21 protein-coding genes and 5 tRNA genes are annotated in these 26033 nt (G+C 31.3%); 20 read left to right on the top strand and 6 right to left on the bottom strand.

Going from position 1 to position 26033, the window contains the following annotated elements:
* Positions 1-2: 2 nt before the first annotated feature.
* The 3 genes from GQS57_RS10455 to GQS57_RS10445 all read right to left on the bottom strand — a co-directional run bounded on the left by GQS57_RS10455 (position 3) and on the right by GQS57_RS10445 (position 6850).
* A complete protein-coding gene (locus GQS57_RS10455; protein ID WP_165732801.1) occupies positions 3-2426 on the bottom strand; it encodes a zinc-dependent metalloprotease in 2424 nt (807 codons plus the stop codon).
* A gap of 140 nt (positions 2427-2566) precedes the next feature.
* On the bottom strand, positions 2567-5020 hold the full coding sequence (locus tag GQS57_RS10450; RefSeq protein WP_165732800.1) for a thiamine pyrophosphate-dependent enzyme: 2454 nt from the start codon (positions 5018-5020) through the stop codon (positions 2567-2569).
* Positions 5021-5200: 180 nt separating this feature from the next.
* Positions 5201-6850: a hypothetical protein gene (locus GQS57_RS10445; protein ID WP_165732799.1), complete on the bottom strand. Its 1650-nt coding sequence runs from the start codon at positions 6848-6850 to the stop codon at positions 5201-5203.
* 275 nt (positions 6851-7125) lie between these two features.
* Between GQS57_RS10445 and GQS57_RS10440 the strand changes: the two genes are divergently transcribed.
* Positions 7126-7542: a hypothetical protein gene (locus GQS57_RS10440; protein WP_165732798.1), complete on the top strand. Its 417-nt coding sequence runs from the start codon at positions 7126-7128 to the stop codon at positions 7540-7542.
* 93 nt (positions 7543-7635) lie between these two features.
* Here GQS57_RS10440 and GQS57_RS10435 read toward each other — a convergent pair whose 3' ends face one another.
* The 3 genes from GQS57_RS10435 to uvrA form a co-directional block, all read right to left on the bottom strand.
* Positions 7636-10395, bottom strand: a complete 2760-nt coding sequence (locus GQS57_RS10435) for an aminopeptidase (protein ID WP_368855185.1) — start codon at positions 10393-10395, stop codon at positions 7636-7638.
* Positions 10396-10541: 146 nt separating this feature from the next.
* Positions 10542-11249, bottom strand: a complete 708-nt coding sequence (locus GQS57_RS10430; protein ID WP_165732796.1) for a TIGR00730 family Rossman fold protein — start codon at positions 11247-11249, stop codon at positions 10542-10544.
* 101 nt (positions 11250-11350) lie between these two features.
* On the bottom strand, positions 11351-14173 hold the full coding sequence (uvrA, locus tag GQS57_RS10425; RefSeq protein ID WP_165732795.1) for an excinuclease ABC subunit UvrA: 2823 nt from the start codon (positions 14171-14173) through the stop codon (positions 11351-11353).
* A 178-nt stretch (positions 14174-14351) separates the two neighbouring features.
* Between uvrA and GQS57_RS10420 the strand changes: the two genes are divergently transcribed.
* The 19 genes from GQS57_RS10420 (at position 14352) to rplA (ending at position 26023) form a co-directional block, all read left to right on the top strand.
* A complete protein-coding gene (locus tag GQS57_RS10420; RefSeq protein ID WP_165732794.1) occupies positions 14352-14573 on the top strand; it encodes a PspC domain-containing protein in 222 nt (73 codons plus the stop codon).
* A 3-nt stretch (positions 14574-14576) separates the two neighbouring features.
* Positions 14577-15581: a TrkA family potassium uptake protein gene (locus GQS57_RS10415; RefSeq protein ID WP_165732793.1), complete on the top strand. Its 1005-nt coding sequence runs from the start codon at positions 14577-14579 to the stop codon at positions 15579-15581.
* A 90-nt stretch (positions 15582-15671) separates the two neighbouring features.
* Positions 15672-16571, top strand: coding sequence for an SDR family oxidoreductase (locus tag GQS57_RS10410; protein WP_165732792.1), 900 nt, complete (start codon positions 15672-15674; stop codon positions 16569-16571).
* A gap of 89 nt (positions 16572-16660) precedes the next feature.
* On the top strand, positions 16661-18256 hold the full coding sequence (locus tag GQS57_RS10405; protein ID WP_165732791.1) for a sodium:alanine symporter family protein: 1596 nt from the start codon (positions 16661-16663) through the stop codon (positions 18254-18256).
* Between the two features lie 10 nt (positions 18257-18266).
* Entirely contained in the window at positions 18267-19154 is an 888-nt protein-coding gene (locus GQS57_RS10400; protein WP_165732790.1) for a helix-hairpin-helix domain-containing protein, read from the top strand.
* A gap of 26 nt (positions 19155-19180) precedes the next feature.
* Positions 19181-20347, top strand: a complete 1167-nt coding sequence (locus GQS57_RS10395; protein ID WP_165732789.1) for an acyl-CoA dehydrogenase family protein — start codon at positions 19181-19183, stop codon at positions 20345-20347.
* Between the two features lie 290 nt (positions 20348-20637).
* Positions 20638-20835 carry a 30S ribosomal protein S21 gene (gene rpsU / locus GQS57_RS10390; protein WP_036822200.1) on the top strand — a complete coding sequence of 66 codons (198 nt, stop codon included), beginning with the start codon at positions 20638-20640 and terminating at the stop codon, positions 20833-20835.
* 101 nt (positions 20836-20936) lie between these two features.
* Complete coding sequence (locus GQS57_RS10385) at positions 20937-21830, top strand: tyrosine-type recombinase/integrase (protein ID WP_165732788.1); 894 nt, start codon at positions 20937-20939, stop codon at positions 21828-21830.
* Between the two features lie 3 nt (positions 21831-21833).
* Positions 21834-22142: a ribosome-associated translation inhibitor RaiA gene (gene raiA / locus GQS57_RS10380; protein WP_165732787.1), complete on the top strand. Its 309-nt coding sequence runs from the start codon at positions 21834-21836 to the stop codon at positions 22140-22142.
* Between the two features lie 105 nt (positions 22143-22247).
* Positions 22248-22321 (top strand) — tRNA-Thr (locus GQS57_RS10375).
* 53 nt (positions 22322-22374) lie between these two features.
* Positions 22375-22456 (top strand) — tRNA-Tyr (locus GQS57_RS10370).
* A gap of 16 nt (positions 22457-22472) precedes the next feature.
* A tRNA-Gly gene (locus GQS57_RS10365) sits at positions 22473-22545 on the top strand.
* Positions 22546-22560: 15 nt separating this feature from the next.
* Positions 22561-22633, top strand: a tRNA-Thr gene (locus GQS57_RS10360).
* Positions 22634-22694: 61 nt separating this feature from the next.
* On the top strand, positions 22695-23882 hold the full coding sequence (gene tuf, locus GQS57_RS10355) for an elongation factor Tu (protein WP_165732786.1): 1188 nt from the start codon (positions 22695-22697) through the stop codon (positions 23880-23882).
* Positions 23883-23957: 75 nt separating this feature from the next.
* A tRNA-Trp gene (locus GQS57_RS10350) sits at positions 23958-24029 on the top strand.
* 18 nt (positions 24030-24047) lie between these two features.
* The gene (secE, locus tag GQS57_RS10345) at positions 24048-24245 is read left to right on the top strand and encodes a preprotein translocase subunit SecE (RefSeq protein WP_068450831.1); all 198 of its coding nucleotides are present in this window, start codon (positions 24048-24050) and stop codon (positions 24243-24245) included.
* A gap of 2 nt (positions 24246-24247) precedes the next feature.
* Complete coding sequence (nusG, locus tag GQS57_RS10340; RefSeq protein ID WP_068450834.1) at positions 24248-24799, top strand: transcription termination/antitermination protein NusG; 552 nt, start codon at positions 24248-24250, stop codon at positions 24797-24799.
* A gap of 76 nt (positions 24800-24875) precedes the next feature.
* On the top strand, positions 24876-25313 hold the full coding sequence (gene rplK, locus GQS57_RS10335; protein WP_165732785.1) for a 50S ribosomal protein L11: 438 nt from the start codon (positions 24876-24878) through the stop codon (positions 25311-25313).
* 20 nt (positions 25314-25333) lie between these two features.
* A complete protein-coding gene (gene rplA, locus GQS57_RS10330; protein WP_165732784.1) occupies positions 25334-26023 on the top strand; it encodes a 50S ribosomal protein L1 in 690 nt (229 codons plus the stop codon).
* Positions 26024-26033: the final 10 nt, after the last annotated feature.

Here is a 26033-nt window from a genome sequence, read left to right as displayed (position 1 = left end):
TGTTATTTCTTAGGATTTAAGATTTCATTAATTTTAGCATAACAATCTTTGTAATGATATTTTGTAATTGTGTTTACAGCTCTTTTACTTGCTGTATTTACTTGGTATTTTAAAACTTCTAATTCTCCTCTTACAATAGAAGAGATGTCATTATTCTTAGATTCTTCATTATCCATTAAATTCTTCATTTTTTCAATAAATGATTTTTGAAGAGTTCTTCTTTGTAAGTCAACGTTTTTAGTTGCATTTGTCTCAGAAAAAACACCTTTTCTTAAATCTTTTATCATGTCTGATGCTGCATAAAATTCATCTTGAATTACTTCTGCTTCTATCATTCTATTTAAAGTTCGGTAATTTAATAAAGTGCTTAAAAATCTATTTTGATAACCTGCAAGTTTGTCTGTATAACCAGTTTCTTCAATCTTGTTTAAAATATCTTTATCTAATAACCAATTTTGCGTTTTAAAAACATTTGCTTGTAACCAGGCCATTGATTCTTTTTGTTTTGCTTTTGTAACAGGAACATAAATATCACCAGGTTGAGATGGTTTTTTATTAAACTCGTAAACACCACCAATATTACCAACAACGTGTCCAGAATATCTTCCCCAAACGCTTAATAATTCTCCATATAGTTCGCTTAAGTCTTCGTAATTATTTGTTTGATCTGATGTCCAACTAGGAAGATTTTTAGCAACAATTTTTAAGTTTTTAACTCCATAAGTACTTGCTTTTACTTGGTCGTTTCCAATTCCTTCAGTTTGTGCAGAAGGATCAAAACGTTGCCCACCGAATCTATAAATTGGGTCATTCGCTTTGTCTTCAATCCATGTATCTAAAGTTTTTACTTCGTCTTCTGGTGTATTTGCATTGGGTACAACTCTATATCCCCAGTTAATTGCATAATGATCATAAGGACCCAACTGTCTAACAAATCTTACATCTTTATCACCAGGTTGTGCAACGTAATTGTAACGTGCGTAATCCATAATTGTAGCTGCAATTCCGTACTTATGAGTAAAACTTCCAGAGCGTAAAGAATCTACAGGATATGCATAACTTGCAGCCATATTATGAGGTAAACCTAAAGCATGACCAACTTCGTGAGAAATTACCATACGCATCATTTCTCCAATATCTTCTGCAGGCGTGTCTAAAGTTCTTGCAGACGGATTAGCGGCTCCGGTTTCTAATAAATATCTATTTCTGTAAGAACGTAAATGATTGTGATACCAAATAATATCACTTTCTAATATTTCTCCAGATCTTGGATCTGCAACACTAGGTCCGGTTGCATTTCTTGTAGTACTTGCTACATATCTAATAGAAGAATAACGAGCATCTTCCATACTAAACTCTGGGTCTTCTTCTTTTGTTGGTGGCATTTTTGCTATAATAGCATTTTTAAAACCTGCAGTTTCAAAAACCTTTGCCCAATCATCAACTCCTTGTTTTATGTATTTTCTTAGTTTTTCTGGTGTTGCAGGATCTAAATAATAAACAATTTGTTTTTTTGGTTCTACTAATTCTCCACGGTTATATGCTTCAACATCTTTAGGTTCTAATCTCCAACGTTTAATATATCTTTTTTCATCTGCTTTTAATGCCTCTGAACTATAATCTACATTTTCAAGAGAAAAATAACCAACTCTTTTGTCTGAAATTCTGGGCATCATTGGGTTTTCTGGTAGTAAAATCATAGACTGATTAACTCGCATTGTAATTGTGTTTGTGTTTCGATTACTTGGTGGAGCATCTGCGTCAAATGTAAAATTCTGAACTACTTCAACATTTTCAGGGTAACTTTTAATGCTACTAACAAAACTTCTATCTGCATCTAATCTTTTTACTTTATATGTTTTTCTAAATCTTGAAGATAATCCTGATATTGCTTTTACATCAGACGAAAAGAATTTAGTAACATCAACTAAAACAGCTGTAGAATCTGCATTTTGAGTTTTAATATCAAAAGAATATATAATTGGTTCTAAATTATTAGCTTCTACAGATTTAAAAATTGGTAAAGAATCGTTTGCAACTGCATTGTAAGATTTTACTTTTAATAATATTTTATTTTTATATTTTTCCCAAACAACAACTTGTGTGTTAATTTTAGAACCTGCATTTACATAACCACCACCTAAGCCCGCTGGTATATCTCTTAGTCTAGTAACTAACAACATTTCTTTACCTAAGTAAGATTTAGGAATTTCGTAGATAAATTTATCTTTATCAAAGTGAACTTTAAATAAGCCTTCGTCAGTTTTTGTGTCTTTGTTTACGAAATCTGAATATTTTGGGGTTTTTGCTTTGCTTGTTTTAGCTTCTGAATTCTCTTTCTTTTTATCTTTTGATTTTCGTTGAGCTTCAAGAGAATTAGAAATTGTAAAAAGAGAGAGTAATAATAAAAGTAGTGTTTTCTTCATATTAGAGTTTAATGATGTGTAAGGCACTAAATTACTTAAATGTGCTTGTTATTTTCTTAACGTTTTCTTATAGTTATGTTAAAAAAAAAGCTCAAAAAAATAGATTTTTTTGAGCTTAATAGAATTTATGTATGGTTTTTTTAATACAAACTTTTATGTTTATTAGGATTTGCTTCATTCATTATTTCATAGATTTTCTCGTAAATATCCTCTGCAGATGGTTTAGAAAAATAATCGCCGTCTGTACCGTAAGCTGTTCTATGTTCTTTAGCTGTTAAAGTTGCAGGTTTGCTATCTAAAAACATGTAACCATTTTGGTTTTCTACAATTTCTTGGAGAAGATAAGCAGAAGCTCCACCAGGTAAATCTTCATCAATGATTAATAACTTATTTGTTTTTTCTAAGCTTTTTACACAATCATGATTCAAGTCGAAAGGCAGTAAACTTTGTGCATCTATAATTTCTATGTTAATATCTGCTTGCAATAATTCTTTAGCTACTTCTTCTACAATTCTTAAGGTAGATCCGTAAGAAACAACTGTTAAGTCCGTACCTTCTTTTACCGTTTCTACAACACCTATTTGGGTTTTGTATTCGCCTAAGTTTACAGGCAATTCCTCTTTTAATCGGTAACCATTTAAACACTCTATTACTAATGCAGGTTCATCACCTTCTAGTAAAGTATTGTAAAAACCAGCTGCTTTTGTCATGTTTCTAGGAACTAAAACATGAATTCCTCTAACATTATTTATAATTCCGCCCATTGGAGAGCCTGCATGCCAAATACCTTCTAGTCTGTGACCACGAGTTCTAATAATTAAAGGCGCTTTTTGTTTACCGAAAGTTCTGTAATGTAGGGTTGCTAAATCGTCGCTCATTATTTGTAAAGCGTACAACAAATAATCTAAATATTGTATTTCTGCGATAGGGCGTAGGCCACGCATTGCTAAACCAATACCTTGTCCTATTATTGTTGCTTCTCTAATTCCTGTATCTGCAACTCTTATTTCACCATATTTTTCTTGAAGACCTTCTAATCCTTGGTTTACATCACCAATAAAACCAGCATCTTCACCAAAAATAATTACTTCTGGATGTTTTTTAAGAATAGCATCAAAATTATCTCTCATAATTATCCGTGCATCTACCAATGTTTTACTATCAGAATATACAGGCTTCTTTTCAGGAACATTTAATGCACTAAGGTTTGTTTCACTATATAAATATGAAGAAAACTTTTCAGAAGCACTTTTTATAGCGTTTTTTATAAAATTTTGAAGTAATATTTTTTCTGCAAAATTTTCATCACTTAAATATCGTAGTGTTTTTCTAGTAGCAGATAAAACATCTTTTCTACTAGGTTCTACAATAGAAATTAAATCTTTTTTATGTTTGATGATAAAGCTACTGTTTTTACTTTTTTCAGCAACTTTGTCTAATAATTGACAGGCAGTATTTACTTCTGTTTTTATTTCATTAATAAAAGTGTTCCAAGCATTTCTTTTTGCACTTAAAACTTCTTTTTTTGCTTGCTTTTCTAAAATAATAAGATCTTCTTCAGATTCTACAAAGCGTAAAGTTTCTCCTGATTCAGTTTCTAATTCGAAGTCTAAAATCCAGTTTCGCATTTTTGTAATGCAATCGTGTTCTTTTTCCCAGTTTAGTCTTTTTTTGTCTTTATATCTTTCGTGGGATCCAGAGGTAGAATGACCTTGTGGTTGTGTTAATTCTTTTACATGAATTAAAATAGGTACGTGTTCTTCTCTAGCAATTTTTGCAGCTTTATTATAAGTGTCTACCAATTGTACATAATCCCAACCATTTACCACAAAAATTTCATAACCATTATGGTTATTGTCTCTCTGAAATCCTTTTAAAATTTCAGATATACTTTCTTTTGTAGTTTGATGTTTCGCGTGAACAGAGATTCCGTATTCATCATCCCAAACACTCATTAGCATAGGTACTTGTAAAACACCAGCTGCGTTTATGGTTTCAAAAAATAAACCTTCACTAGTACTAGCATTACCAATAGTACCCCAAGCAACTTCATTTCCGTTTATAGAGAATTTAGATTTATGTTGTACGCTTTTTTCTGTTCTGTATATTTTAGAAGCTTGTGCTAAACCTAGTAAACGTGGCATTTGACCCGCTGTAGGCGAAATATCTGCACTAGAGTTGTATTGTTTTGTTAGGTCTTTCCAGCTGCCATCTTCATTTAAACTGTGTGTTGTAAAATGACCACCCATTTGCCTTCCGGCAGACATAGGTTCTGCTTTTATATCTGTGTGTGCATATAAACCTGCAAAGAATTGTTGTGGAGTTAACTCTCCGATAGCCATCATAAAAGTTTGGTCTCTGTAGTAACCAGATCTAAAATCGCCTAACTTAAATGCTTTAGCCATTGCTAGTTGCGGAACTTCTTTTCCGTCACCAAAAATACCGAATTTAGCCTTACCTGTTAAAACTTCTCTACGGCCTAATAAACTGCACTCTCTACTAATTTTAGCTATTTTATAATCATTTAAAACTTCTGTTTTAAAGTCTTGAAAAGATAGTTTTTGTTTATTATCTATAGGTGTTTCTTGCAACATTTTTATGAGCTTTTTAATGTATCACAAAGATAGTTTTTTTAGTTGATAATTAAAAACTTATATATTTATTAAGAATATGGTAATTTTTTTTGCTAATTTTTAGTTTTTATTGGGTTTTGTTTAATAAAAAAGAGATATTGTTTTCACAATACCTCTTTTTTTGTATAAACTGTTATTTGATTAGAATAATCTGCTGCATAAATCTCCGGGTGCTTCGAAGTCACCAATAATAATGTTGTCTGAGTTAAATGTATAATCATATTCATAAGAATTACCTCCAAAATATACTTTGTATTTTTGGGACACTCCTATATGTGCGTTATATATGTAGCCTTTTCCAGCATAAGTGTATCCAACCCATTTCCAATATGTATAAATTCTTCCGTAGTACGTGTAGCTTTCTTGTCTGTATAAGTATAAAAAAGGATTTAATACTTTATCTCCACATTTAGTTTGAAATTGTATGTTGATATTTCTTACGTCCGGCTTCGGAGGAATTGAATTAGAAAATGTAGAACTATCTATATTTATAGTGTTATTACTACAACCATCAAAAGCTTCTGAAGTATATAATAAAACTCTATTGCTGTCATATCTACCACCAGAATATAATTTAATTTTTAAGTTTTGGTTAGGAGTTCTGTAATATCCATTAGAATTATCTTTAGTTTTAGATATTTGTATATCTCTATTAGCGATAACTTGACCATTATGTGCATAAACTAGGTCGTAGCTTAAGTCATTGAAATTATCAGAAAGACTTGGTGTTTTCGGGATTGATACCGTTAGTTTTCTATAGTAATCACATCCTCTATAATAGTAGTCTAAGTTATACCAAGATAAATGAGTTGTTGTAAAAACTACGTTGTAGTTCCCAGAAGTATTCATGGTTACAGTTCCTGTTTTGTGAAAGCCCCATTGACCATCTTCTCCGTATGACCAAATTGGAATTAAATCACCTTCATTTATATTATCTCCAGTTTCAGGGTTTATGTAATTATTTGGGATCTCAATACCTACGCTAATTGGCTTAGAGAAGTTTTTAACTTCTTTACCATCTACAAACATATCAATAGAAGTAAAACCTGCTGTAATAAAAGCTACATCTTCAGTTTCATCTCCGGCTTCGTCAATAACACTTAGTGGGGTTAAACCTCCAGGGAAAGAAGCTATAGCTTCGGGTGTATCTAAACTAAAGTGAGCAATTTCACTTTTTAAGTTAGCTCCAGAGATGTTGTTTCCATTTGCATCTTGAAAAATAGTACCAGATTCAATTGTGATTTCTGTATTTGTTGTTGCTTTTGTTTTTGGTGTTGTAATGATATAGTTTTCAGAAATTGAGTTATTAGAAAGTGTTTTTGTGGTTTCTAAAAAATCAACTCCTTGTACAGTATTTAATTTATTTACTATGTTTATAGATTTAGTAACTAAAGTGTCATTTGCAGCTATAATAACAGGTATAGTCGTTGTTAGATAGTTATTGCCTTTAATTTTTAGTAAAACTTTTAAATCTTCAGAACTAGAAAAGTTAGGGTTTACTGCTAAAGATATATTTCCATCAATTACTTTTAAGTTGGAAATATTTTCTCCAGAATTTGTTACAAATTTATCAGCATCATTACCAATAAGTTCTACAGTTAATTTATTTGGACCCTCAATACTTTCAGGGTTTACAATATCTAAAACACTAATAAGCACTTCTTGTTTTAATATGTTGTTGGATATTTGAATATCAACATCATCTGTTATTCCTTTAAAATCACAACTTATAACAAGTAGTGTCATAAATGCGATCGCAATAAATGCATGTAGTTTGTTTAATTTTTTCATTTTTCTTTTTTTAAAATTTATAAGCTAATCCTATTTGTATTCTTGGTATAAACTTAAAAGTATCAAGAGCTTCTTTTAAATTTTCTTTTTGGTTTGAAGTAGGTGAAAGTAAATTTGTTGCAGTTAATTCTACGTCTGGTGATGAAGTGAAATAAGTACCAAACTCAACACCAAAACCAAATCTTTTTTTAGGTACAGCTCTACCAAAACCAACCCCTAGATAAGGAGCTACGCCACTCCAAGTAACATCTGCGTTTATTTCACCAATATTTTCTTTGGTAATTGTAATATCTCCATATTTTACATCTTCTGTATACGTAATTAGAGCATTTGCATTTACTTTAGATAAAATACCTAGACCGGTTGTTAATTTAAATGAAGAATTTTTAAATGGTAAATATTCAATCCCTAAATCTAGAATTGAAGATTCTATCGTTGCAAGCAGGTCTACAACGTCATCTTTAATCTCTAGATCTTCTTTTTCGAAGTCTTCTAATTTAAAAGTTTGCCAGACTACTTTTGCATTTAGTTTTGGGCTAACTTTTCTTGCATATTCTAATCCAAGACCAGGTGATCCAATAGAAATTGCAAATGCATTTTTCTTTTCAATTTCTTGTGATTGCCCTAGGAGACTAAAGCTAATAAGAAAAATAAATAATAGTTGTTTTTTTTTTCATTTTCATCAATTTTAATTTGTTGTTTGTTGGACAAAATTAATATTTAATGAGAATGTTAAAATACCTACTTATAGGTATATTGGCTCTTTATTTGGGTTTTTGTGAATATTACAAAAATCCTCTCTTAAAAAAGTTGTAAATAGATTTTACATCAGCAGATAATGAGAATCTTATTTTTTCGGGATAAGCGTTCTGAGATATTTCCCAACCATTGTTGGAATAAAGAGGAAAGTAAATTTCGAAGATCTCATGTACAAAGTTAAAACGGATTCCGTTTTCGTAGGCAAAGTACAGAGGTTGATTTTTATTTTTTAAGAAAGCGACATCATTATAAACCTCTATCCATCTCCACAAACCAATGCTAGAATTATTAGAAACCATAAATTGATTTGCAAATCTTGTAGGTAATACAGATTTAAAACCACCTTCGTTAATAATGTATTGTTGGCTAAAAAAACCAGAGCTTTCAGATCTTCCTAAATAATTTAATTGAAATAGGTAATCATTGCTTCTATCTAAGCCAAAACTAAAATAATCTCCTTCTGTTTTATTGTTAAAAAACACACCCGCAAAAAATCTAAAGTCTAATTGAGTATCTGTTGTTGTTAAGGTTCTAAATCTAAGATCTAATGTGGCTTTAGAAAACTTTTTAGCAAACTCTGTACTAAAGCTGTATCTAAACTCTTTTATAATATCTGGGTTAGAGTAATTGTAACTTAAGCTAAGAACACTGTAATTATCTTGGTCTGTTCTTATAGCATCAGGTGCAATTTCTTTATCTATATGAATTAATTTCGCTCTTAAATATTCTGATGAAATGTCTCTTAATGTTTTTCTCTTAAAAGTAATGTCTACATAGGGGGTAAGAGATTTATAAGATAAATTAGGTGCGTAATCAGAGGTGCCTCCAGCTAAACCGTAAGCGACTTTGTATATTTTTGTTTTTTCAAAAAATTGATTATAAAGTAAAGAGAAGCTCCCAATTACTGTATTACTTTTTGTAGCATAATATGGAGCTATTTTAAATTCAAAATTTCTTTTTATCAGCGGTTTGTTGTGTAATTTTACTCCAAGAATTAAACCATTGTAAAAATTATAATTTACATCAGGTTGATAAAAAACTTGATTGTAATTAGGGCTGCTTATGTCTTTTAAAAATGAAAACTTTAGAGGTTTGTTCAGTATTTTTTTGTCAACTGTTTTCCAGTTATTCAAAGTGTTTAATTCAGGGTATAAGTTTTCATAATTCAATACAAAAGTGTCGTAGTCGCCTTTTTTAAACTTTACTGTTTTAGTACTGTCAACATCTGCTACCCATTTTTTTAATTTAATTTCTTCATCTTTTATTGCATAAAGAGCTAAGGGAGTAGTAATATTTCTTTTATTTTTAATGGTTACAGAAATACTGTCTTCTTCTTTTTTGACGCTTTCAATTTTATGATCTATTTTTTTATTGGTCTTTATAAAATCATTAAAAAACCAATCTAAATCTTTAGTCGTCTTAGTAGACAGTAGTTTGTTGAAGTGATTACTTGAAGTAATTTTTAATTGGTTATCCTGATAAAATTCTTGAATTGTTTGGTTTAAGATACTATCACCTAAATATCCTTTTAAAAAACGAAAACCTAAGCCAGCTTTGTATTTACTAACAATTTTTCTATTAAAATTTGAAAGTGAGTCTGCAGAAGTATTTAATGCTTGATCTAAAAATTTACGGGCTGTAAATTGATATACAAAAGGGTATTTATCATTAAAATCTAATTTAGAAATATTAAATCCTTTTACAAGCCAAGAGTTAGAAACTTTACCTAGAAGTTTTACTTCTGGATAATATTCCTCTACATATTCGATCATTAAATAGTTTTGTATTCCGTCTATTAGCCAATAATCTTTTCTTTTGTTTAAGAGTAAGGTGTTTTCTATATACCTTTTTGTAAGTGCCTTAAACATTGTAACGTCCCATTTAAAAGTATCGGAAAATGGACGTAAGAAATTAGGTAATTGATTTAAACCATAGATTGGGTTTTTACTTTGGGTAGCTTTATCAATAAAAATTTCTACATGAGGATATTTTCCTAAATATTTTTGAATAAAAAGGATTTCTCTATTTAAGATACTTGTTGTTAAATTGTAATCTAATTCTTTAGAGAAAACATCTGTATGTACAGTAACTGTTTTTGTATTATAGGTTTTTAGTTGTTGTGTTTTGTTGATTCCTAGAATAACATCCGTTTTATTTTTTCCAACTAAATAGTAACTGTTTGTGTTTTCTTTTTTTGTTTTGTATTGATATAAATTAGATTCTACAATTAAATCTTTAGGCACATCGATTTCTATTTTAAAATCAGTCCCTTTTTCGTATAAATCATCTAAATTTAAATTACTCATTAATTGCCAACCATTGTCGTAAATAGCGGGTGTTAAGTACCAATTTCTAAGATGATAACCTGTTTTTGTTTTTCCATATTTTGTAAAACGAGCATTGGGTGTTTTTACAATATATGTTATTGATATAGTGATTTTTGAATTTGGGTATAATGGTTTGTCAAGATCTATTTCTATGATGTCTGCTTGTTTATCTAATTCTTTAAAATAGACATTTTCAAAATCTACAGAAAGACTTTTTATGGTAGATGAACCTAATTCTTGTGGTTTAGCAAAGTATAAATCTTTTCTAAAGTCCTTAATAAAACGTTTAGATAATGGCGTTTTTCTGTCTCTGTAACTATTTGCCCAATTATGAAGGTAGACTTTAGTTAATATAGAGTCTGATGGGTTGTGAAAAACAATTTCTTGTTGAATTTTAAGCTCGTCTTTTTCAGTATCTAATTTAGATTTTATGCTGATAGAGTTCTGCTGCGAAAACACAAAACTGGATGCTAAGAAGCAAATTAGTACTATGTAATAACGATTTTTCAATTAAATCTTTATTGTGTTAAATAGGGTTTATATTATAATAGCCTATCTTACTAGAAAAAGACAGGCTATATAAAAGTGTAAATTAATATAATATTTTAGAAATTAGGCTTAAAATGATATTTATCGTAAAAATTATTAAGATGCTCAATAGCTTCCTCTGCAGTATCAACCAATCTAAAAAGGTCTAAATCCTTTTCACTAATATTTCCTTCTTCTAAAAGAGTGTTTTTTATCCAGTCTAATAAACCTCCCCAGAATTTTGTTCCGACTAATATAATTGGAAAACGACCAATTTTATGGGTTTGTATTAATGTAATTGCTTCAAAAAGCTCATCCATAGTACCAAAACCACCTGGCATTACTACAAAACCTTGCGAGTATTTTACAAACATTACTTTACGTACAAAGAAGTAATCGAAGTCTAAACTTTTCCCTTGATCAATCCAAGGATTGTCATGTTGTTCAAAAGGTAATTCAATATTTAAACCAACAGAACTTCCTTTTCCTCTATGAGCTCCTTTATTTCCTGCTTCCATAATTCCTGGCCCACCACCAGTAATTACACCGTAACCATTCTGAGTTAATTGAAAGGCAACTTCTTCAGCTAATTTATAATATGGATGATCTGGTTTTGTTCTTGCAGATCCAAAAATAGATACTGAAGGTCCAATTTTACTTAAACGCTCGTAACCATCTACAAACTCTGCCATTATTTTAAAAATAGCCCAAGAATCGTTTGTTTTTATCTCGTTCCAGGTTTTTGTTTGTAATTTTTCTTTTATTTTTCTATCATCACTTGTCATTATCTGTAATTTTTTAAAATTTATTTTTCTTTTTTCAAAAAAAAAGAAAGCTTGCTAAAATAGCTCTTTTTTAACATTACACGATGTTAAATGATTAAAATTTAATTCAATTCCTTTTTCAAAAATTTAGCAGTATAACTCGTTTTGTGTTCAGCAACTTCTTCTGGAGTTCCGGTACAAAGTATTTTTCCTCCTTTTTTTCCGCCTTCCATACCAACATCAATAATATAATCAGCTAGTTTTACAACATCTAAATTGTGCTCTATAATTAGTACGGTATTTCCTTTATTGGCAAGTTTATTTAAAACGTCCATTAAAACCCTAATATCTTCAAAATGAAGTCCGGTTGTTGGTTCATCTAAAATATAAAAAGTGTTTCCGGTATCTCTTTTAGATAATTCTGATGCTAATTTTATACGTTGCGCTTCACCTCCAGAAAGTGTGGTAGATTGTTGCCCAAGTGTTATGTACCCAAGACCAACATCTTTTATGGTTTTTAATTTTCTGTGTATTTTTGGAATTAGTTCAAAGAAATCTGTAGCGTCTTCAATCGTCATATTTAAAACATCAGAAATAGACTTCCCTTTATATCTAATTTCTAAAGTTTCTCTGTTGAATCGTTTTCCTTGACAAGTTTCGCATTCTACTTGTACGTCTGGTAAAAAGTTCATTTCTATGACACGAACTCCACCACCTTGGCAAGTTTCACAACGACCACCTTTTACATTAAAAGAAAAACGACCAGGTTTGTAACCACGAATTGCCGCTTCTGGTGTTTTTGCAAATAAACTTCTAATTTCACCAAAAGTACCTGTATAGGTTGCTGGGTTAGATCTTGGAGTTCTACCAATAGGAGATTGATCGATGTCTATTACTTTATCTACATGCTCTAAACCTTCAATTTTCTTGTAAGGCATCGGTTTTTTGACACCTCTATATATATGAGCGTTTAAAATAGGGTATAAGGTTTCGTTTATTAAAGTTGATTTTCCACTTCCAGAAACTCCAGTTACACATATCATTTTTCCGAGCGGAAATTCAACAGAAACATTTTTTAAATTGTTACCAGTTGCTCCTTTTAGTTTGATGAATTTTCCATTTCCTTCTCTACGTTTTTTTGGAACCGCAATTTCTTTTCTGCCTGTTATATAATCTGCCGTAAGTGTATTTTGCTTTTTTAAATCTTCAAAAGTTCCCGAGCTTACTATTTCACCACCATGTCTTCCTGCTCCAGGACCAATATCGAACACAAAATCTGCATGTTCCATCATGTCTTTATCGTGCTCTACAACTAAAACAGAATTACCTATATCTCGTAATTTTACTAAAGAGTCAATTAATTTCTGATTGTCTCGTTGATGCAATCCAATACTCGGTTCATCTAAAATATAAAGAACTCCAACTAATTGAGATCCAATTTGAGTTGCCAAACGAATTCTTTGTGCTTCTCCACCAGAAAGTGATTTAGAAGTTCTATCTAACGTTAAGTAGTCTAAACCAACATCTAATAAAAACTGAATTCTAGTTCTAATTTCTTTTAAAATTTCAGCAGCAATAATTAGTTGTTTTTTTGATAAACTTTTCTCAATATTTTTAAACCATTTTGCAAGTTCAGTAGCATCCATTTGTGCTAAGTCGCTAATGTTTTTATCAATAATTTTAAAATGAAGCGCTTCTTTTTTTAACCTTTTTCCACCGCAGGTAGAGCAAGAAACTTCATCCATAAAACCTTTTGCCCAACGTTTTATTGTCGTGCTTTCGGCGCTGTCATATTGGTTTTCTATAAAAGAAATAATTCCTTCAAAATCTATTTTGTAATTTCTAGTAACTCCGGCTGCTTTAGACTCAATTTCAAAAGATTCGTTTCCTCCATTTAAAATTACGTCCAATGCTTCTTTTGGAATACTTTTTATAGGGTCTGTTAATTTGAATTGATAACGTTCAGCAATATTTTCTATTTGTTTAAAAATCCAGCTACTTTTTTGTTCTCCAAGTGGAGTAATTCCTCCTTTTTGTATAGATATAGAGTTATCTGGAATTACTTTTTCTAAGTTAATTTCATTGGTAATTCCTAATCCACTACATTTATCACATGCGCCTTTTGGGGAATTAAAAGAAAAAGTATTAGGCTCCGGATTTGGATATGCAATTCCCGATGTTGGGCACATTAATTCTCTACTAAAATAACGAGGTTCATTGTTATCAATGTCAATAACCATCATAATGTTATTCCCAGAGTATAATGCTGTTTTTATAGTTTCTTCTAAGCGTTTTTCTGCAGATTCATTAATCAGAAGTCTATCTATTACAACCTCAATATCATGCGTTTTATATCTGTCTAAACGCATTCCTTTTTCTATTTCTTTAATTTCTCCATCAACCCGAACACGTAAAAAACCTTGTTTAGAAATTTGCTCAAAAAGTTCTCGATAATGTCCTTTTCTAGATTTTACCAAAGGTGCTAAAACAGCAATTTTTTTATCAGCAAAATCAGTTAAAATAAGTTGTCTAATTTGTTCATCAGAATAACTTACCATTTTTTCTCCAGTATTATAGGAGTATGCATCTGCAGCTCTCGCAAATAATAGCCTTAAAAAATCGTAAATTTCGGTAATGGTACCAACCGTAGAACGCGGACTTTTATTAGTTGTTTTCTGTTCTATGGATATTACTGGCGAAAGTCCATCAATTTTATCAACATCTGGTCTTTCTAATCCACCTAAAAACTGACGTGCATATGCCGAAAAAGTTTCAATATATCGCCTTTGTCCTTCTGCATAAATAGTGTCAAAAGCTAAAGAAGATTTTCCACTTCCGCTTAAACCAGTTATTACAACTAGTTTTTCACGAGGGATTTTTACATCAATATTTTTTAAGTTATGGACTCTTGCTCCGTATACTTCTATATATTCTTGGTCTTTCAAATGAGATCTTTTTGGAAAAACGCAAAGTTAAAGAAACCAATTTTAATTTAAGGATGATTGTTTAATGCTTTTAATGTTAAACTTTTATAGAAAGATTGCTATAAAAAGAACAGTAATTTAAAAAATGTTGTTATCAATTGATAAAATACTATATTGCATTTAAATTATTTGAACTTAAATGATAGATAATATTCGACATTTTTTTGAAAGAAATGGATTTCATGTTTCGTCAAGATTAGCAGACAGAATAGGGATGAGAGCTTTAAATGTGCGTTTGTTTTTTATTTATGTTACTTTCTTTACAGTAGGTTTGTCTTTTGGTTTTTACTTAACATTAGCATTTTTATTTAAGCTAAAAGATACGGTGTACACTAAAAGAAGCTCTGTCTTTGATCTATAATATATGAAGATAGCTGTATTAGAATCTAAAATTAATAAAACTTTATTTTTAGTTATTGCTATAATTTCTTTAGGTACCATTGGGTATATGGTGCTTTCTAATTACTCTTTTATAGATGCATTGTATATGACGGTTATTACCGTTACTACTGTTGGTTTTGGAGAGTTGAGGCCATTTTCTCCAGAAGAAAAAGTTTTTACAATATTTTTAATTTTAACCAGTATTACTATTTTTGGATACGCCGTTTCAGCTTTTTCAGAATATTTAGTTAGTGGTAAATTATTTGAACATTTTAAGCATAGAAAAGTGGAAAAGAAAATAGCAAGTTTAAAAGGACATACCATTGTTTGTGGATACGGAAGAAATGGAAAACAAGCAATTTTAAAATTAAAAAATTATAATAAAGACTTTGTAGTTGTTGAAAAAAGTAAAGAACGAATAGAAATTTTAGATGCAGCTGGAGTTTTAAATATCAGTGGAGATGCAACTTTAGATGAAACCTTATTAAGAGCAGGTATAGAAAAAGCATCCTATTTAATTACTGCTTTACCTTCGGATGCTAATAATTTGTTTGTGGTTTTAACAGTTAGTCAATTAAATAAAGAGTGCAAAGTAATAAGTAGGGCATCTAATGAGTCTTCTTATAGTAAACTAAAAATTGCAGGTGCAAGCAATGTAATTATGCCAGATAAATTAGGCGGTGATCATATGGCTTCTTTGGTAACTACGCCAGATGTTATTGAATTTGTGGACCGTTTAACTATAGAAGGAGAGACTACTGCTAATTTAGAAGAAATAGCGGTAAACGATTTGCCAGAAAAATATATTAATAAGACACTTTTAGATTTAGATTTAAGAAAAAAAACGGGATGTACTGTTATTGGTTTTATAGATCCTAATAAAGAGTATATTATAAATCCAGAAGCAGACTGTGTACTTACTAAAGGTTCTCATCTAATTGTCTTGGGGAGACCAAATCAAATAATTAAATTAAGAGAGTTGTTTTAGCTTCATGAAATGTCGGTAGAGCCTTAAGGGGCTATTGATATTTTTACATAAAATAAAACGCTAAAAAAATATAAAATAAGAAATCTATTTATGGTTAAAGTTGTAATTACAGGAAGTAACGGGTTGTTAGGTCAATCTTTATTAAATTTATTACTTAAAGAAAAAGAAAATTACCAAGTGTTTGGATTTTCAAGAGGAGATAATAGAAGTGGGAGAAATGATTTTTCTTATGTTTCTATTGATATTACGGAAGAAGAAAAACTTAAAAAAGCATTATTAGAGATTCAGCCAGATTTTATTATCAATACCGCAGCAATGACCCAAGTTGATGACTGTGAAAACCAAAAAGCAGCATGCGATTTGTTAAATGTAACGGTTGTAAAATGGTTGGCAGAAATATCAGAAGAACTAAATGCTCATTTAATTCATATTTCTACGGATTTTATTTTTGATGGAATAAAAGGAAACTATAAAGAAACTGATATTGCAAATCCATTAAGTTATTATGGATCTTCGAAATTAAAATCTGAAGAACTTTTATTAGAATCAAGTATCAATTACACCATATTAAGAACTATTTTGGTTTACGGAAAAGTGTTTGATATGAGTCGAAGTAATATTGTACTTTGGGTTAGAGAGATGTTAGAAAAGGGTAAAGAAATTACTATTGTAGACGATCAATTTAGAACACCAACTTATGTAGAGGATTTAGCCTTAGCTTGTAAGGTCTCTATGGATAAAAAAACAACAGGTATTTTTAATATCTCATCAAATGAATTATTAAGTGTGTATGAAATTGCACAAGAAATAGCAGTTGCTTTTAATTTAGATAAAAATTTAATTAAACCAATATCTACATCCACTTTAAATCAGACAGCACCAAGACCTGCAAAAACAGGTTTTGATTTATCAAAAACAAATAAAGAATTAGAATTTTATCCAAAATCCTTTAAAGAAGATTTGCAAAGATTTAAAGAAATCTTAATATAAAATTTCTATTTATCCGCTAAAAGTTGTGAAAAGAGCAAATTTTTAGGATATTGCGACTTACTAATTGAAAAAACAATAATTTATATATTATGAAGAAACGAATCCTGTCAATGTTTTTATTGGCAATCCCCATGTTAACATTTGCACAAGAAAAAGGACTAGACCAACAAATCGATAAAGCTTTCGGTGATGCAACAGGCTGGTTTGTGAACCTTATTTTCTACCAAATTCCTTTTACAGATACAATTAGTATTTATTGGGTTTTATTTCCACTTGTTTTTGGGGCGCTTTATTTTACAGTTTACTTCAAATTTATAAATTTTAGAGGTTTTTTTACATCTATAAACATCGTTAGAGGTAAATATGACGATTTAGAAGAAAGACAAAACCACAAAGTAGAGATTTCTAAATCGAAATTTACAGATGAAGAAGACAATCCAGACACTATAAGAATAGAAGGGCATGAAGGAGAGGTTTCACACTTCCAGGCTTTAACGGCTGCATTGTCTGCAACTGTTGGTTTGGGTAACATTGCTGGAGTTGCAATTGCGGTTTCAATTGGTGGTGCAGGTGCTACTTTTTGGATGATTATTGCAGGTTTCTTAGGAATGGCATCTAAATTTGTAGAATGTACATTAGGTGTTAAATATAGAGATATAGAATCTGACGGAACCGTTTATGGTGGGCCGATGTATTATTTAACAAAAGGATTAAAAAATAAAACTTTAGGTAAAATATTAGCAGGTCTATTTGCAATATTTGTTATTGGAGGTTCTTTTGGAGGTGGAAACATGTTTCAAGTTAATCAAGCTTTTCAATTAGTAGAAAGTATTACAACTCCAGTTGGCGGTGTTTCTATTTTACATGGTAAAGGTTGGTTATTCGGTTTGGTAATGGCTACCTTAGTAGGTATTGTTATTATTGGAGGAATTAAAAAAATAGCAAAAGTTACTGATAAAATTGTACCTTTTATGGTAGCAATTTACGTAGCAGCTTCGTTGTTTGTAATTTTTGCAAATTACACTATGATTGGTGATGCGTTCTTGCAAATTTTTAATGGAGCATTTAGTCCAGAGGGAATTGCAGGTGGAGCAGTAGGAGTATTGGTGCAAGGATTTAGAAGAGCTTGTTTTTCAAATGAAGCTGGTATTGGTTCTGCTTCTATAGCGCATTCTGCTGTAAAAACAAAATTTGCCGCTAGTGAAGGTATGGTTGCTTTATTAGAACCATTTATAGATACTGTTGTGGTTTGTACAATGACGGCTTTAGTATTAATTATTACAGGTAACGTTGCGGCAGAAAATGCTTCGTTAAATGATGCGCAAGCAATATTATTAACTTCTGGTGCATTCGAATCTGCTATTTCTTGGTTTCCGTATGTGTTAACAGTTGCAGTTGTATTATTTGCATTTAGCTCTATGATTTCTTGGTCTTACTATGGTTTTCAAGGTTGGGTGTTTTTATTCGGAAGGTCTAAAAAAATGGAATATACATATAAAATAATTTTCTGTATATTCGTAGTAATTGGTGCGGCAGCAAGTTTAGGTTCTGTAATTGGTTTCTCTGATGCAATGGTTTTTGCAATGATGGTTCCAAATATGATCGGTTTAATAATTCTTGCGCCTAAAGTAAAAGAAGAACTAAATAAATATATGGCTGCTATAAAGTCTAGGACAGAAGCATAAATCACTTTTTATGAAAATATTAAAATCCCATTTCTGGTATCACAAAAGCCAAAGAAATGGGATTTTCTTTTTAATCCTACTTATCCTTATCGTACAATCTGTAATTGTCTTTGGTAATTTTTCTTCGGATGACAAAACAGACCTCAATTCTAAACAGGTTTTAGCATTTCATCAACAAATAGACCGTTTACGAACGATTGAAATAGAAAATAGAAAACCTAAAATTTATCCCTTTAACCCTAATTATATTACAGATAATAAAGGGGAGCAATTAGGGATGTCTATCAAAGAGATAGATCGGTTATTGGCTTTTAGAAAAACAAATAAATTTGTCAACTCAAAAAGTGAATTTCAAAGAGTAACCCAAATTTCTGATTCTTTACTAGATAAAATTGCACCGTATTTTAAGTTTCCAGATTGGGTTGTTAAACAAAAATCTAAGACATCATTTCAAAGTAAAAATCAAACTTATTATAAAAGGAAGGAAAAGAAAGTATCTACTACAGACATCAATAAAGCAACTGCCCAGGATTTTAGAACTATAAGTGGAATCGGAGCCGCTTTTTCCGAACGAATTGTAAACTACCGAACAAAACTACAAGGCTTTTCTATTGAAGATCAATTAAAGGAAGTTTGGGGCTTAGAAAAAGAAGTAGCAAACAAAGTCTTATCTAAATTTAAAATAGTTCAGGTACCAATTATCAGTAAAATAAATGTAAATACTGCTACATTTAAAGAGGTTTTAAAGAATCCTTATATTGATTATACACTTTGTAAAAATATTTTTGAATACAGAGATGAAGTAGCCGAACTTCAAAATATTTCTGAATTAAAAAATATCATAGATTTTCCGTTAGATAAATATGATAGAATAGTCTTATATTTGATGGCTGAATAACAAACCACAAACACATTTATTGGCTTATGAGCAGTATGTATTTTACTGAAGAGCACGAAGCTTTCCGTGCAAGTTTTAAAGAGTTTTTGAAAAAAGAAGTAATTCCTCATATAGATAAATGGGAAAAAGAAGGTAGTATAGAACGTTTTATTTGGAAGAAATTCGGAGAAATGGGCTATTTCGGTTTAAATACTCCAGAAGAGTTCGGAGGCTTAAATTTAGATTTATTTTATACAGTTATCTTTTTAGAAGAATTGCAGAAAGTCAATTCAGGTGGTTTTGCTGCGGCAATGTGGGCGCACGAATATTTAGCCATGACGCACTTAGCTAAAGAAGGTGATGATTTTATAAAAAATAAATATTTAACACCAAGTATAGAGGGAGATATGATTGGTTGTATGTGTATCACAGAGCCATTTGGTGGGTCTGATGTTGCAGGTATGCGTTCTACAGCAATTAAGCAAGGAGATACATATATTTTAAACGGTTCTAAAACCTTTATTACAAACGGAGTTTATTCAGATTATTTAATTGTAGCTGCAAAAACAGATCCTTCAGATAAGTATAAAGGAATTAGCATTTTTGTGGTAGATAGAGCATCAAAAGGACTTACAGCAACAAAGTTAGATAAGTTAGGTTGGAAAGCATCAGACACTGGAGAAATAGCATTTGATAATGTAGAAATTCCTGTAGAAAATTTATTAGGAGAAGAAGGAAAAGGATTTCCTTATATTATGCAGCATTTTGCTTTAGAAAGATTGGTAATGGGTGTAAATGCACATGCTAGAGCAGAATTCGCTCTAGAATATGCTTTAAATTATATGCAAGAACGAATTGCTTTTGGTAAGTCTTTAGATAAGTTTCAAGTATTAAGACATAAGATTGCAGAAATGGCAAGTAGAGTAGATATGTGTAAAGAATACAACTACTCAATTACAAAACGCCTTAATGACGGCCAATATGTGGTAAAAGAAGCAAGTATGTCTAAATTACTCTCTACAAAAATGGCAGATGAAGTTATTTACGATGCTTTACAAATGTTAGGCGGCTATGGTTATATGGAAGAGTACCCGATGGCACGTTTATTAAGAGATAGTAGATTAGGACCAATAGGAGGAGGGACTTCAGAAATCTTAAAAGAGATTATCGCAAAGATTGTAATTGATAAGAAAGAATATAAACCAGCAACATAAGGTTTCTAAAACCTTGTAGGTAGCAATTCAAAAATTTTAATTTTTGAATACACTGAACACTGAACACGGGCGTTACCTAAAGGTCGGGCTTTCACTACTCGCTTTTTTCGTGCCTCAAAAGAGCTCAAACAAGCCGTTCAATCCCTAACGCATATTGCTTATTTAAAATATATTGTAATAACTAATTGTCAATTCATAATTTGTAATTACATTTGCAGTCCAAAAAATAAAAATAATAGTTTAAATACTATTCTAAAATATAAAGAGACTATGAAGGGAGGTGCCAACTTATGTTAATTATACCAATTAAAGAAGGAGAGAATATCGATAGAGCTTTAAAGCGTTACAAGAGAAAATTCGATCGTACAAAAACGATGAAGAACTTGCGTGCTAGAAAGAACTTCACAAAACCTTCTGTAGCAAACAGAGCTCAAAGAATTAAAGCTTCTTACGTTCAGAGATTAAGAACACAAGAAGAAGTAGGTTAGAAATAACTTAATTCTAAGAAATAAAACCCGTATTGAATTTTCAATACGGGTTTTTTGTGTTCAATTTTTTGTAAATTTACTAACACTTAATAGCTAACAATTTGATTGATCCTTTTTTAGAATATTTGTCTTTTGAGAAAAAATACTCTGTACATACTATTACTGCTTATAAAAACGATTTAACCTCATTTAGAGACTTTTTAGAGACAGAGTATGATCAAGAAAGTTTATTAGAAGTGCATTATCCACAAATTAGAAGTTGGATTGTTTTTTTAGTAGATACTCAAATATCAAATAGAACCATTAATAGAAAGGTAAGTTCTTTAAAGTCTTTTTATAAATTTTTGCAAAAAACCAAACAGATAGAATTAAATCCGCTTTCTAAGCATAAAGCCTTAAAAACAGAAAAAAGAGTTCAGGTGCCTTTTACATCAAAAGAAATTAATGAGGTCATCAATCAAATAGAAAAAGAGGTAGATGTTACTTTTACTTCTATTAGAAACAAATTAATTGTCGAATTGTTTTATTCTACAGGTATTCGAAGAGCAGAGTTAATTAATATAAAAGAAAGAGACGTTAGTTTATCAGATAAAACGATAAAAGTATTGGGGAAAAGAAATAAAGAACGCTTTGTACCTTTATTAGGTACTGTTATTCAAACGTTAAAACAATATTTAAAATTTAAACAAGAATTTACAATTGGTTTAGATGAGCTTTTTATTACCGAAAAAGGAAATAAAATTTATGAAACTCTTGTTTACAGAATTATTAATACTTACTTTAGTCAAGTCTCTTCAAAGCAGAAAAAAAGCCCTCATATATTAAGGCATTCTTTTGCTACACATCTGTTAAATGAAGGAGCAGATATAAATTCAGTTAAAGAGTTGTTAGGGCATTCATCTTTAGCATCAACGCAAGTCTATACACAAAATAGTCTTGCAGTTATTAAAAAAGTATATAACCAGGCTCACCCTAAGAGTCATAAAACACAGTAAAATATGAAAGTATTCACGCAATCAGTTAATTTTAATGCAGATAAGGAACTTATAGCATATGTAGATGAAAAGGTTTTATCATTAACTAAATTTCACGATAAGATAGTTGACGCAGAAGTTTTTTTAAAAGTGATCAACACTAGCGATAAAGAAAATAAAGTTACAGAAGTTAAGATAAATATACCAGGAAGTGAGCTAATCATAAAAAGAGAGGCAAAAACCTTTGAAGAAGGCGTTAATGCTGCTGTTGACAATTTAAAAAGACAGTTAAAAAGGTCTAAAGAAAAGCTTCGAGACTCTGTTAATTCATAAAAATGAAAAAAAAAGTAAAAAAACTTTAAAAAAAGTTTTGAAAACTAAAATAACTTCGTACATTTGCAATCCGTTAGAAATAGCGGATTGTTTTTTGCATCAAAAGCCGATGTAGCTCAGCTGGCTAGAGCAGCTGATTTGTAATCAGCAGGTCGTGGGTTCGAGTCCCTCCATCGGCTCAAAAACAATAAAATTGCGAAAGCAGTTAAGTTCATTAAAATAGTAAATTAAAGGGGAGATACTCAAGCGGCCAACGAGGACGGACTGTAACTCCGTTGACTACGTCTTCGCAGGTTCGAATCCTGCTCTCCCCACAATTTACATATTAACGCGAAAGTAGCTCAGTTGGTAGAGCGTCAGCCTTCCAAGCTGAATGTCGCCGGTTCGAACCCGGTCTTTCGCTCAAGATTATCAACAGGCCGGTGTAGCTCAGTTGGTAGAGCGCATCCTTGGTAGGGATGAGGTCGTGAGTTCAAATCTCATCGCTGGCTCATTTAAAGGGTATTTTTTACACATTATATATATTTAAACTAAGAATTAAAATTAATAAACATGGCAAAGGCAACTTTCGATCGTTCAAAACCACACCTTAACATAGGTACTATTGGACACGTAGATCACGGTAAAACAACTTTAACTGCTGCTATTACTAAAGTATTAGCTGATGCAGGATTTTCTGAAGCAAAATCTTTCGATCAGATTGATAATGCACCAGAAGAAAAAGAAAGAGGTATTACAATTAACACTTCTCACGTAGAGTATCAAACAGCTAATCGTCACTACGCGCACGTTGACTGTCCAGGTCACGCGGATTACGTAAAGAACATGGTAACTGGTGCTGCTCAAATGGATGGTGCTATTTTAGTTGTTGCTGCGACGGATGGACCAATGCCTCAAACTAGAGAGCATATCTTATTAGGTCGTCAGGTTGGTATTCCTCGTATGGTTGTATTCATGAATAAAGTGGATATGGTTGATGATGAAGAATTAATCGAATTAGTAGATATGGAAGTAAGAGAATTACTTTCTTTCTATGAATATGATGGTGATAATGGACCAGTAATTGCTGGATCTGCATTAGGTGCACTTAACGGTGAGCAAAAATGGGTTGATACTGTTTTAGAATTAATGGAAGCAGTTGATGCTTGGATTGAAGAGCCTTTAAGAGAAGTTGATAAAGATTTCTTAATGCCAGTTGAGGATGTATTCTCTATTACTGGACGTGGTACTGTTGCAACTGGTCGTATTGAGACTGGTATTGCTAATACAGGAGATGTTGTAGATATTATTGGTATGGGAGCTGAGAAAATGACTTCTACTATTACTGGTATTGAAATGTTCCGTCAAATCTTAGATAGAGGTGAGGCTGGAGATAATGCAGGTATCTTATTAAGAGGTATTGCAAAAGAAGATATAAAAAGAGGAATGGTAATCTGTAAGCCAGGTTCTGTAACTCCTCATGGTAAATTTAAGGCAGAAGTTTATGTTCTTAAAAAAGAAGAAGGTGGACGTCATACTCCATTCCATAACAACTATCGTCCTCAGTTCTATGTAAGAACTACAGATGTTACAGGTACAATTAATTTACCTGATGGTGTTGAAATGGTTATGCCAGGAGATAACTTAACTATTACAGTAGATTTAATCCAACCAATTGCATTAAATATTGGTTTACGTTTTGCAATCCGTGAGGGTGGTAGAACTGTAGGAGCAGGTCAGGTTACTGAATTATTAGACTAAGATTTATTAGTTTTAATAAATAAATTCTAAGGGTGTTCCGTTTTTAACGGAACGCCTTTAATATTGAATTAAAATACGGGCGTAGTTCAGCGGTAGAGCACTGGTCTCCAAAACCAGCTGTCGGGAGTTCGAATCTCTCCGCCCGTGCAATTAAAAATAAGAAAAATGAACTTTATACAATACATCAAAGATTCTTTTGACGAATTAAGCAATCACATGACGTGGGTAACTAAAGAAGAAGCTCAAAAAACTACAGTAACTGTTGCTGTTTTTACGATTGTATTTGCTTTAGCTGTAGCTGGTATAGATTATGTTTTTCAAACAGGATTAGATAACTTTTTTGGAATGTTTAAATCTAACTAATTATGGCAGCTGATTCAGTAATGAAGTGGTATGTTGTTAGAGCCATTGGAGGACAAGAAAATAAAGTAAAAGCTTACATAGAAACAGAAATTTCTAGAGTAGGATTATCAGATTATGTTAGTCAGGTAATTGTACCAACTGAAAAAGTTATTCAGATTAGAAATGGAAAAAAAGTAAACAGAGAAAGAGTTTATTTCCCTGGTTACATTATGGTTGAAGCGAATCTATCTGGAGAAGTTCCTCACGTAATTAAAGGTATAACAGGTGTTATTGGGTTTTTAGGAGAAGTTAAAGGTGGTGAGCCGGTTCCTATGCGTAAATCTGAAGTTAACAGAATGTTAGGTAAAGTTGATGAACTATCAATACAAGATGAAAATATTGCAATTCCTTTTAATATCGGTGAAACTGTAAAAGTTGTAGATGGTCCTTTTAATGGATTTGACGGAACTATAGAGAAAGTGAATGAAGAAAAGCGTAAGCTTGAGGTAATGGTGAAAATATTCGGAAGAAAAACACCATTAGAATTAAGTTATATGCAAGTAGAAAAAATATAATTGTTACACAAATATATATTGATATCGATTTATTTTTTGGCTTCCAACTTAAAATAAATCATTAAACATTTTTAAAATGGCAAAAGAAGTTAGTAAAGTAGTTAAGTTACAAGTAAAGGGAGGCGCAGCGAATCCATCGCCGCCGGTTGGACCTGCTTTAGGAGCTGCTGGTGTTAACATTATGGAGTTCTGTAAACAGTTTAATGCAAGAACGCAAGACAAACAAGGTAAAGTTTTACCTGTTGTTATTACTGTTTTTAAAGATAAATCATTCGATTTTCTTGTTAAGACTCCTCCTGCAGCAGTTCAGTTACTAGAAGCAGCCAAAATTAAAAAAGGTTCAGGAGAACCAAACAGAAAGAAAGTAGCATCAGTTACTTGGGATCAAATTCAAATTATTGCAGAAGACAAAATGGTAGATTTAAATGCCTTTGAAATTTCTTCAGCAATGCGAATGATTGCAGGTACGGCTCGTTCTATGGGATTAACAGTAAAAGGTAATGCACCAGCATAAACTTTATAAAAAGTAGTAAAATGGCAAAATTAACAAAAAAGCAAAAAGAAGCTCACGCAAAGTTAGACAGCTCTAAATCTTATGATTTAGCAGCGGCTTCAGCGCTAGTCAAAGACATTACTAATGTAAAGTTTGATGCATCAGTAGATTTAGCAATACGTTTAGGAGTTGATCCTCGTAAAGCTAATCAAATGGTTCGTGGTGTAGTAACATTACCTCACGGAACAGGAAAAGATGTAAAAGTTTTAGCATTAGTAACTCCAGATAAAGAAGCAGAAGCTACAGCAGCAGGTGCAGATTATGTTGGATTAGATGAATACCTTCAGAAAATTAAAGGAGGTTGGACAGATGTAGACGTAATTATTACCATGCCAAGTGTAATGGGGAAATTAGGTCCTTTAGGAAGAATTTTAGGTCCTAGAGGTTTAATGCCAAACCCAAAGACTGGTACAGTAACAATGGATGTTGCAAAAGCTGTTACAGATGTAAAAGCTGGTAAAATCGATTTTAAAGTTGATAAAACTGGTATCGTTCATGCTGCAATTGGAAAAGTATCTTTTGATGCAAAGAAAATTGAGGAAAATGCAAACGAATTAATACAAACTATTATTAAATTGAAACCAACAACTGCAAAAGGAACGTATGTAAAAAGCGTTTTTATGTCTAGTACTATGAGTCCTAGTATTGCTGTTGAGGTGAAAGCTGTTTAATACGTTAAAA

Source organism: Polaribacter sp. 20A6 (assembly GCF_011378915.1).
Classification (GTDB): Bacteria; Bacteroidota; Bacteroidia; order Flavobacteriales; family Flavobacteriaceae; genus Polaribacter; species Polaribacter sejongensis.
This window is presented reverse-complemented; position numbering and strand designations above follow the sequence as displayed.

Excerpts from the sequence above, each read along its gene's own strand:
- GQS57_RS10415 (WP_165732793.1), top strand. The coding sequence starts at position 14,577 with ATGAAGATAGCTGTATTAGAATCTAAAATTAATAAAACTTTATTTTTA.
- GQS57_RS10430 (WP_165732796.1), bottom strand. The coding sequence starts at position 11,249 with ATGACAAGTGATGATAGAAAAATAAAAGAAAAATTACAAACAAAAACC.
- GQS57_RS10410 (WP_165732792.1), top strand. The coding sequence starts at position 15,672 with ATGGTTAAAGTTGTAATTACAGGAAGTAACGGGTTGTTAGGTCAATCT.
- rplK (WP_165732785.1), top strand. The coding sequence starts at position 24,876 with ATGGCAAAAGAAGTTAGTAAAGTAGTTAAGTTACAAGTAAAGGGAGGC.
- GQS57_RS10395 (WP_165732789.1), top strand. The coding sequence starts at position 19,181 with ATGAGCAGTATGTATTTTACTGAAGAGCACGAAGCTTTCCGTGCAAGT.
- rpsU (WP_036822200.1), top strand. The coding sequence starts at position 20,638 with ATGTTAATTATACCAATTAAAGAAGGAGAGAATATCGATAGAGCTTTA.
- tuf (WP_165732786.1), top strand. The coding sequence starts at position 22,695 with ATGGCAAAGGCAACTTTCGATCGTTCAAAACCACACCTTAACATAGGT.
- secE (WP_068450831.1), top strand. The coding sequence starts at position 24,048 with ATGAACTTTATACAATACATCAAAGATTCTTTTGACGAATTAAGCAAT.
- nusG (WP_068450834.1), top strand. The coding sequence starts at position 24,248 with ATGGCAGCTGATTCAGTAATGAAGTGGTATGTTGTTAGAGCCATTGGA.
- GQS57_RS10445 (WP_165732799.1), bottom strand. The coding sequence starts at position 6,850 with ATGAAAAAATTAAACAAACTACATGCATTTATTGCGATCGCATTTATG.
- GQS57_RS10420 (WP_165732794.1), top strand. The coding sequence starts at position 14,352 with ATGATAGATAATATTCGACATTTTTTTGAAAGAAATGGATTTCATGTT.
- GQS57_RS10405 (WP_165732791.1), top strand. The coding sequence starts at position 16,661 with ATGAAGAAACGAATCCTGTCAATGTTTTTATTGGCAATCCCCATGTTA.
- rplA (WP_165732784.1), top strand. The coding sequence starts at position 25,334 with ATGGCAAAATTAACAAAAAAGCAAAAAGAAGCTCACGCAAAGTTAGAC.
- raiA (WP_165732787.1), top strand. The coding sequence starts at position 21,834 with ATGAAAGTATTCACGCAATCAGTTAATTTTAATGCAGATAAGGAACTT.
- GQS57_RS10450 (WP_165732800.1), bottom strand. The coding sequence starts at position 5,020 with ATGTTGCAAGAAACACCTATAGATAATAAACAAAAACTATCTTTTCAA.
- GQS57_RS10400 (WP_165732790.1), top strand. The coding sequence starts at position 18,267 with ATGAAAATATTAAAATCCCATTTCTGGTATCACAAAAGCCAAAGAAAT.
- GQS57_RS10455 (WP_165732801.1), bottom strand. The coding sequence starts at position 2,426 with ATGAAGAAAACACTACTTTTATTATTACTCTCTCTTTTTACAATTTCT.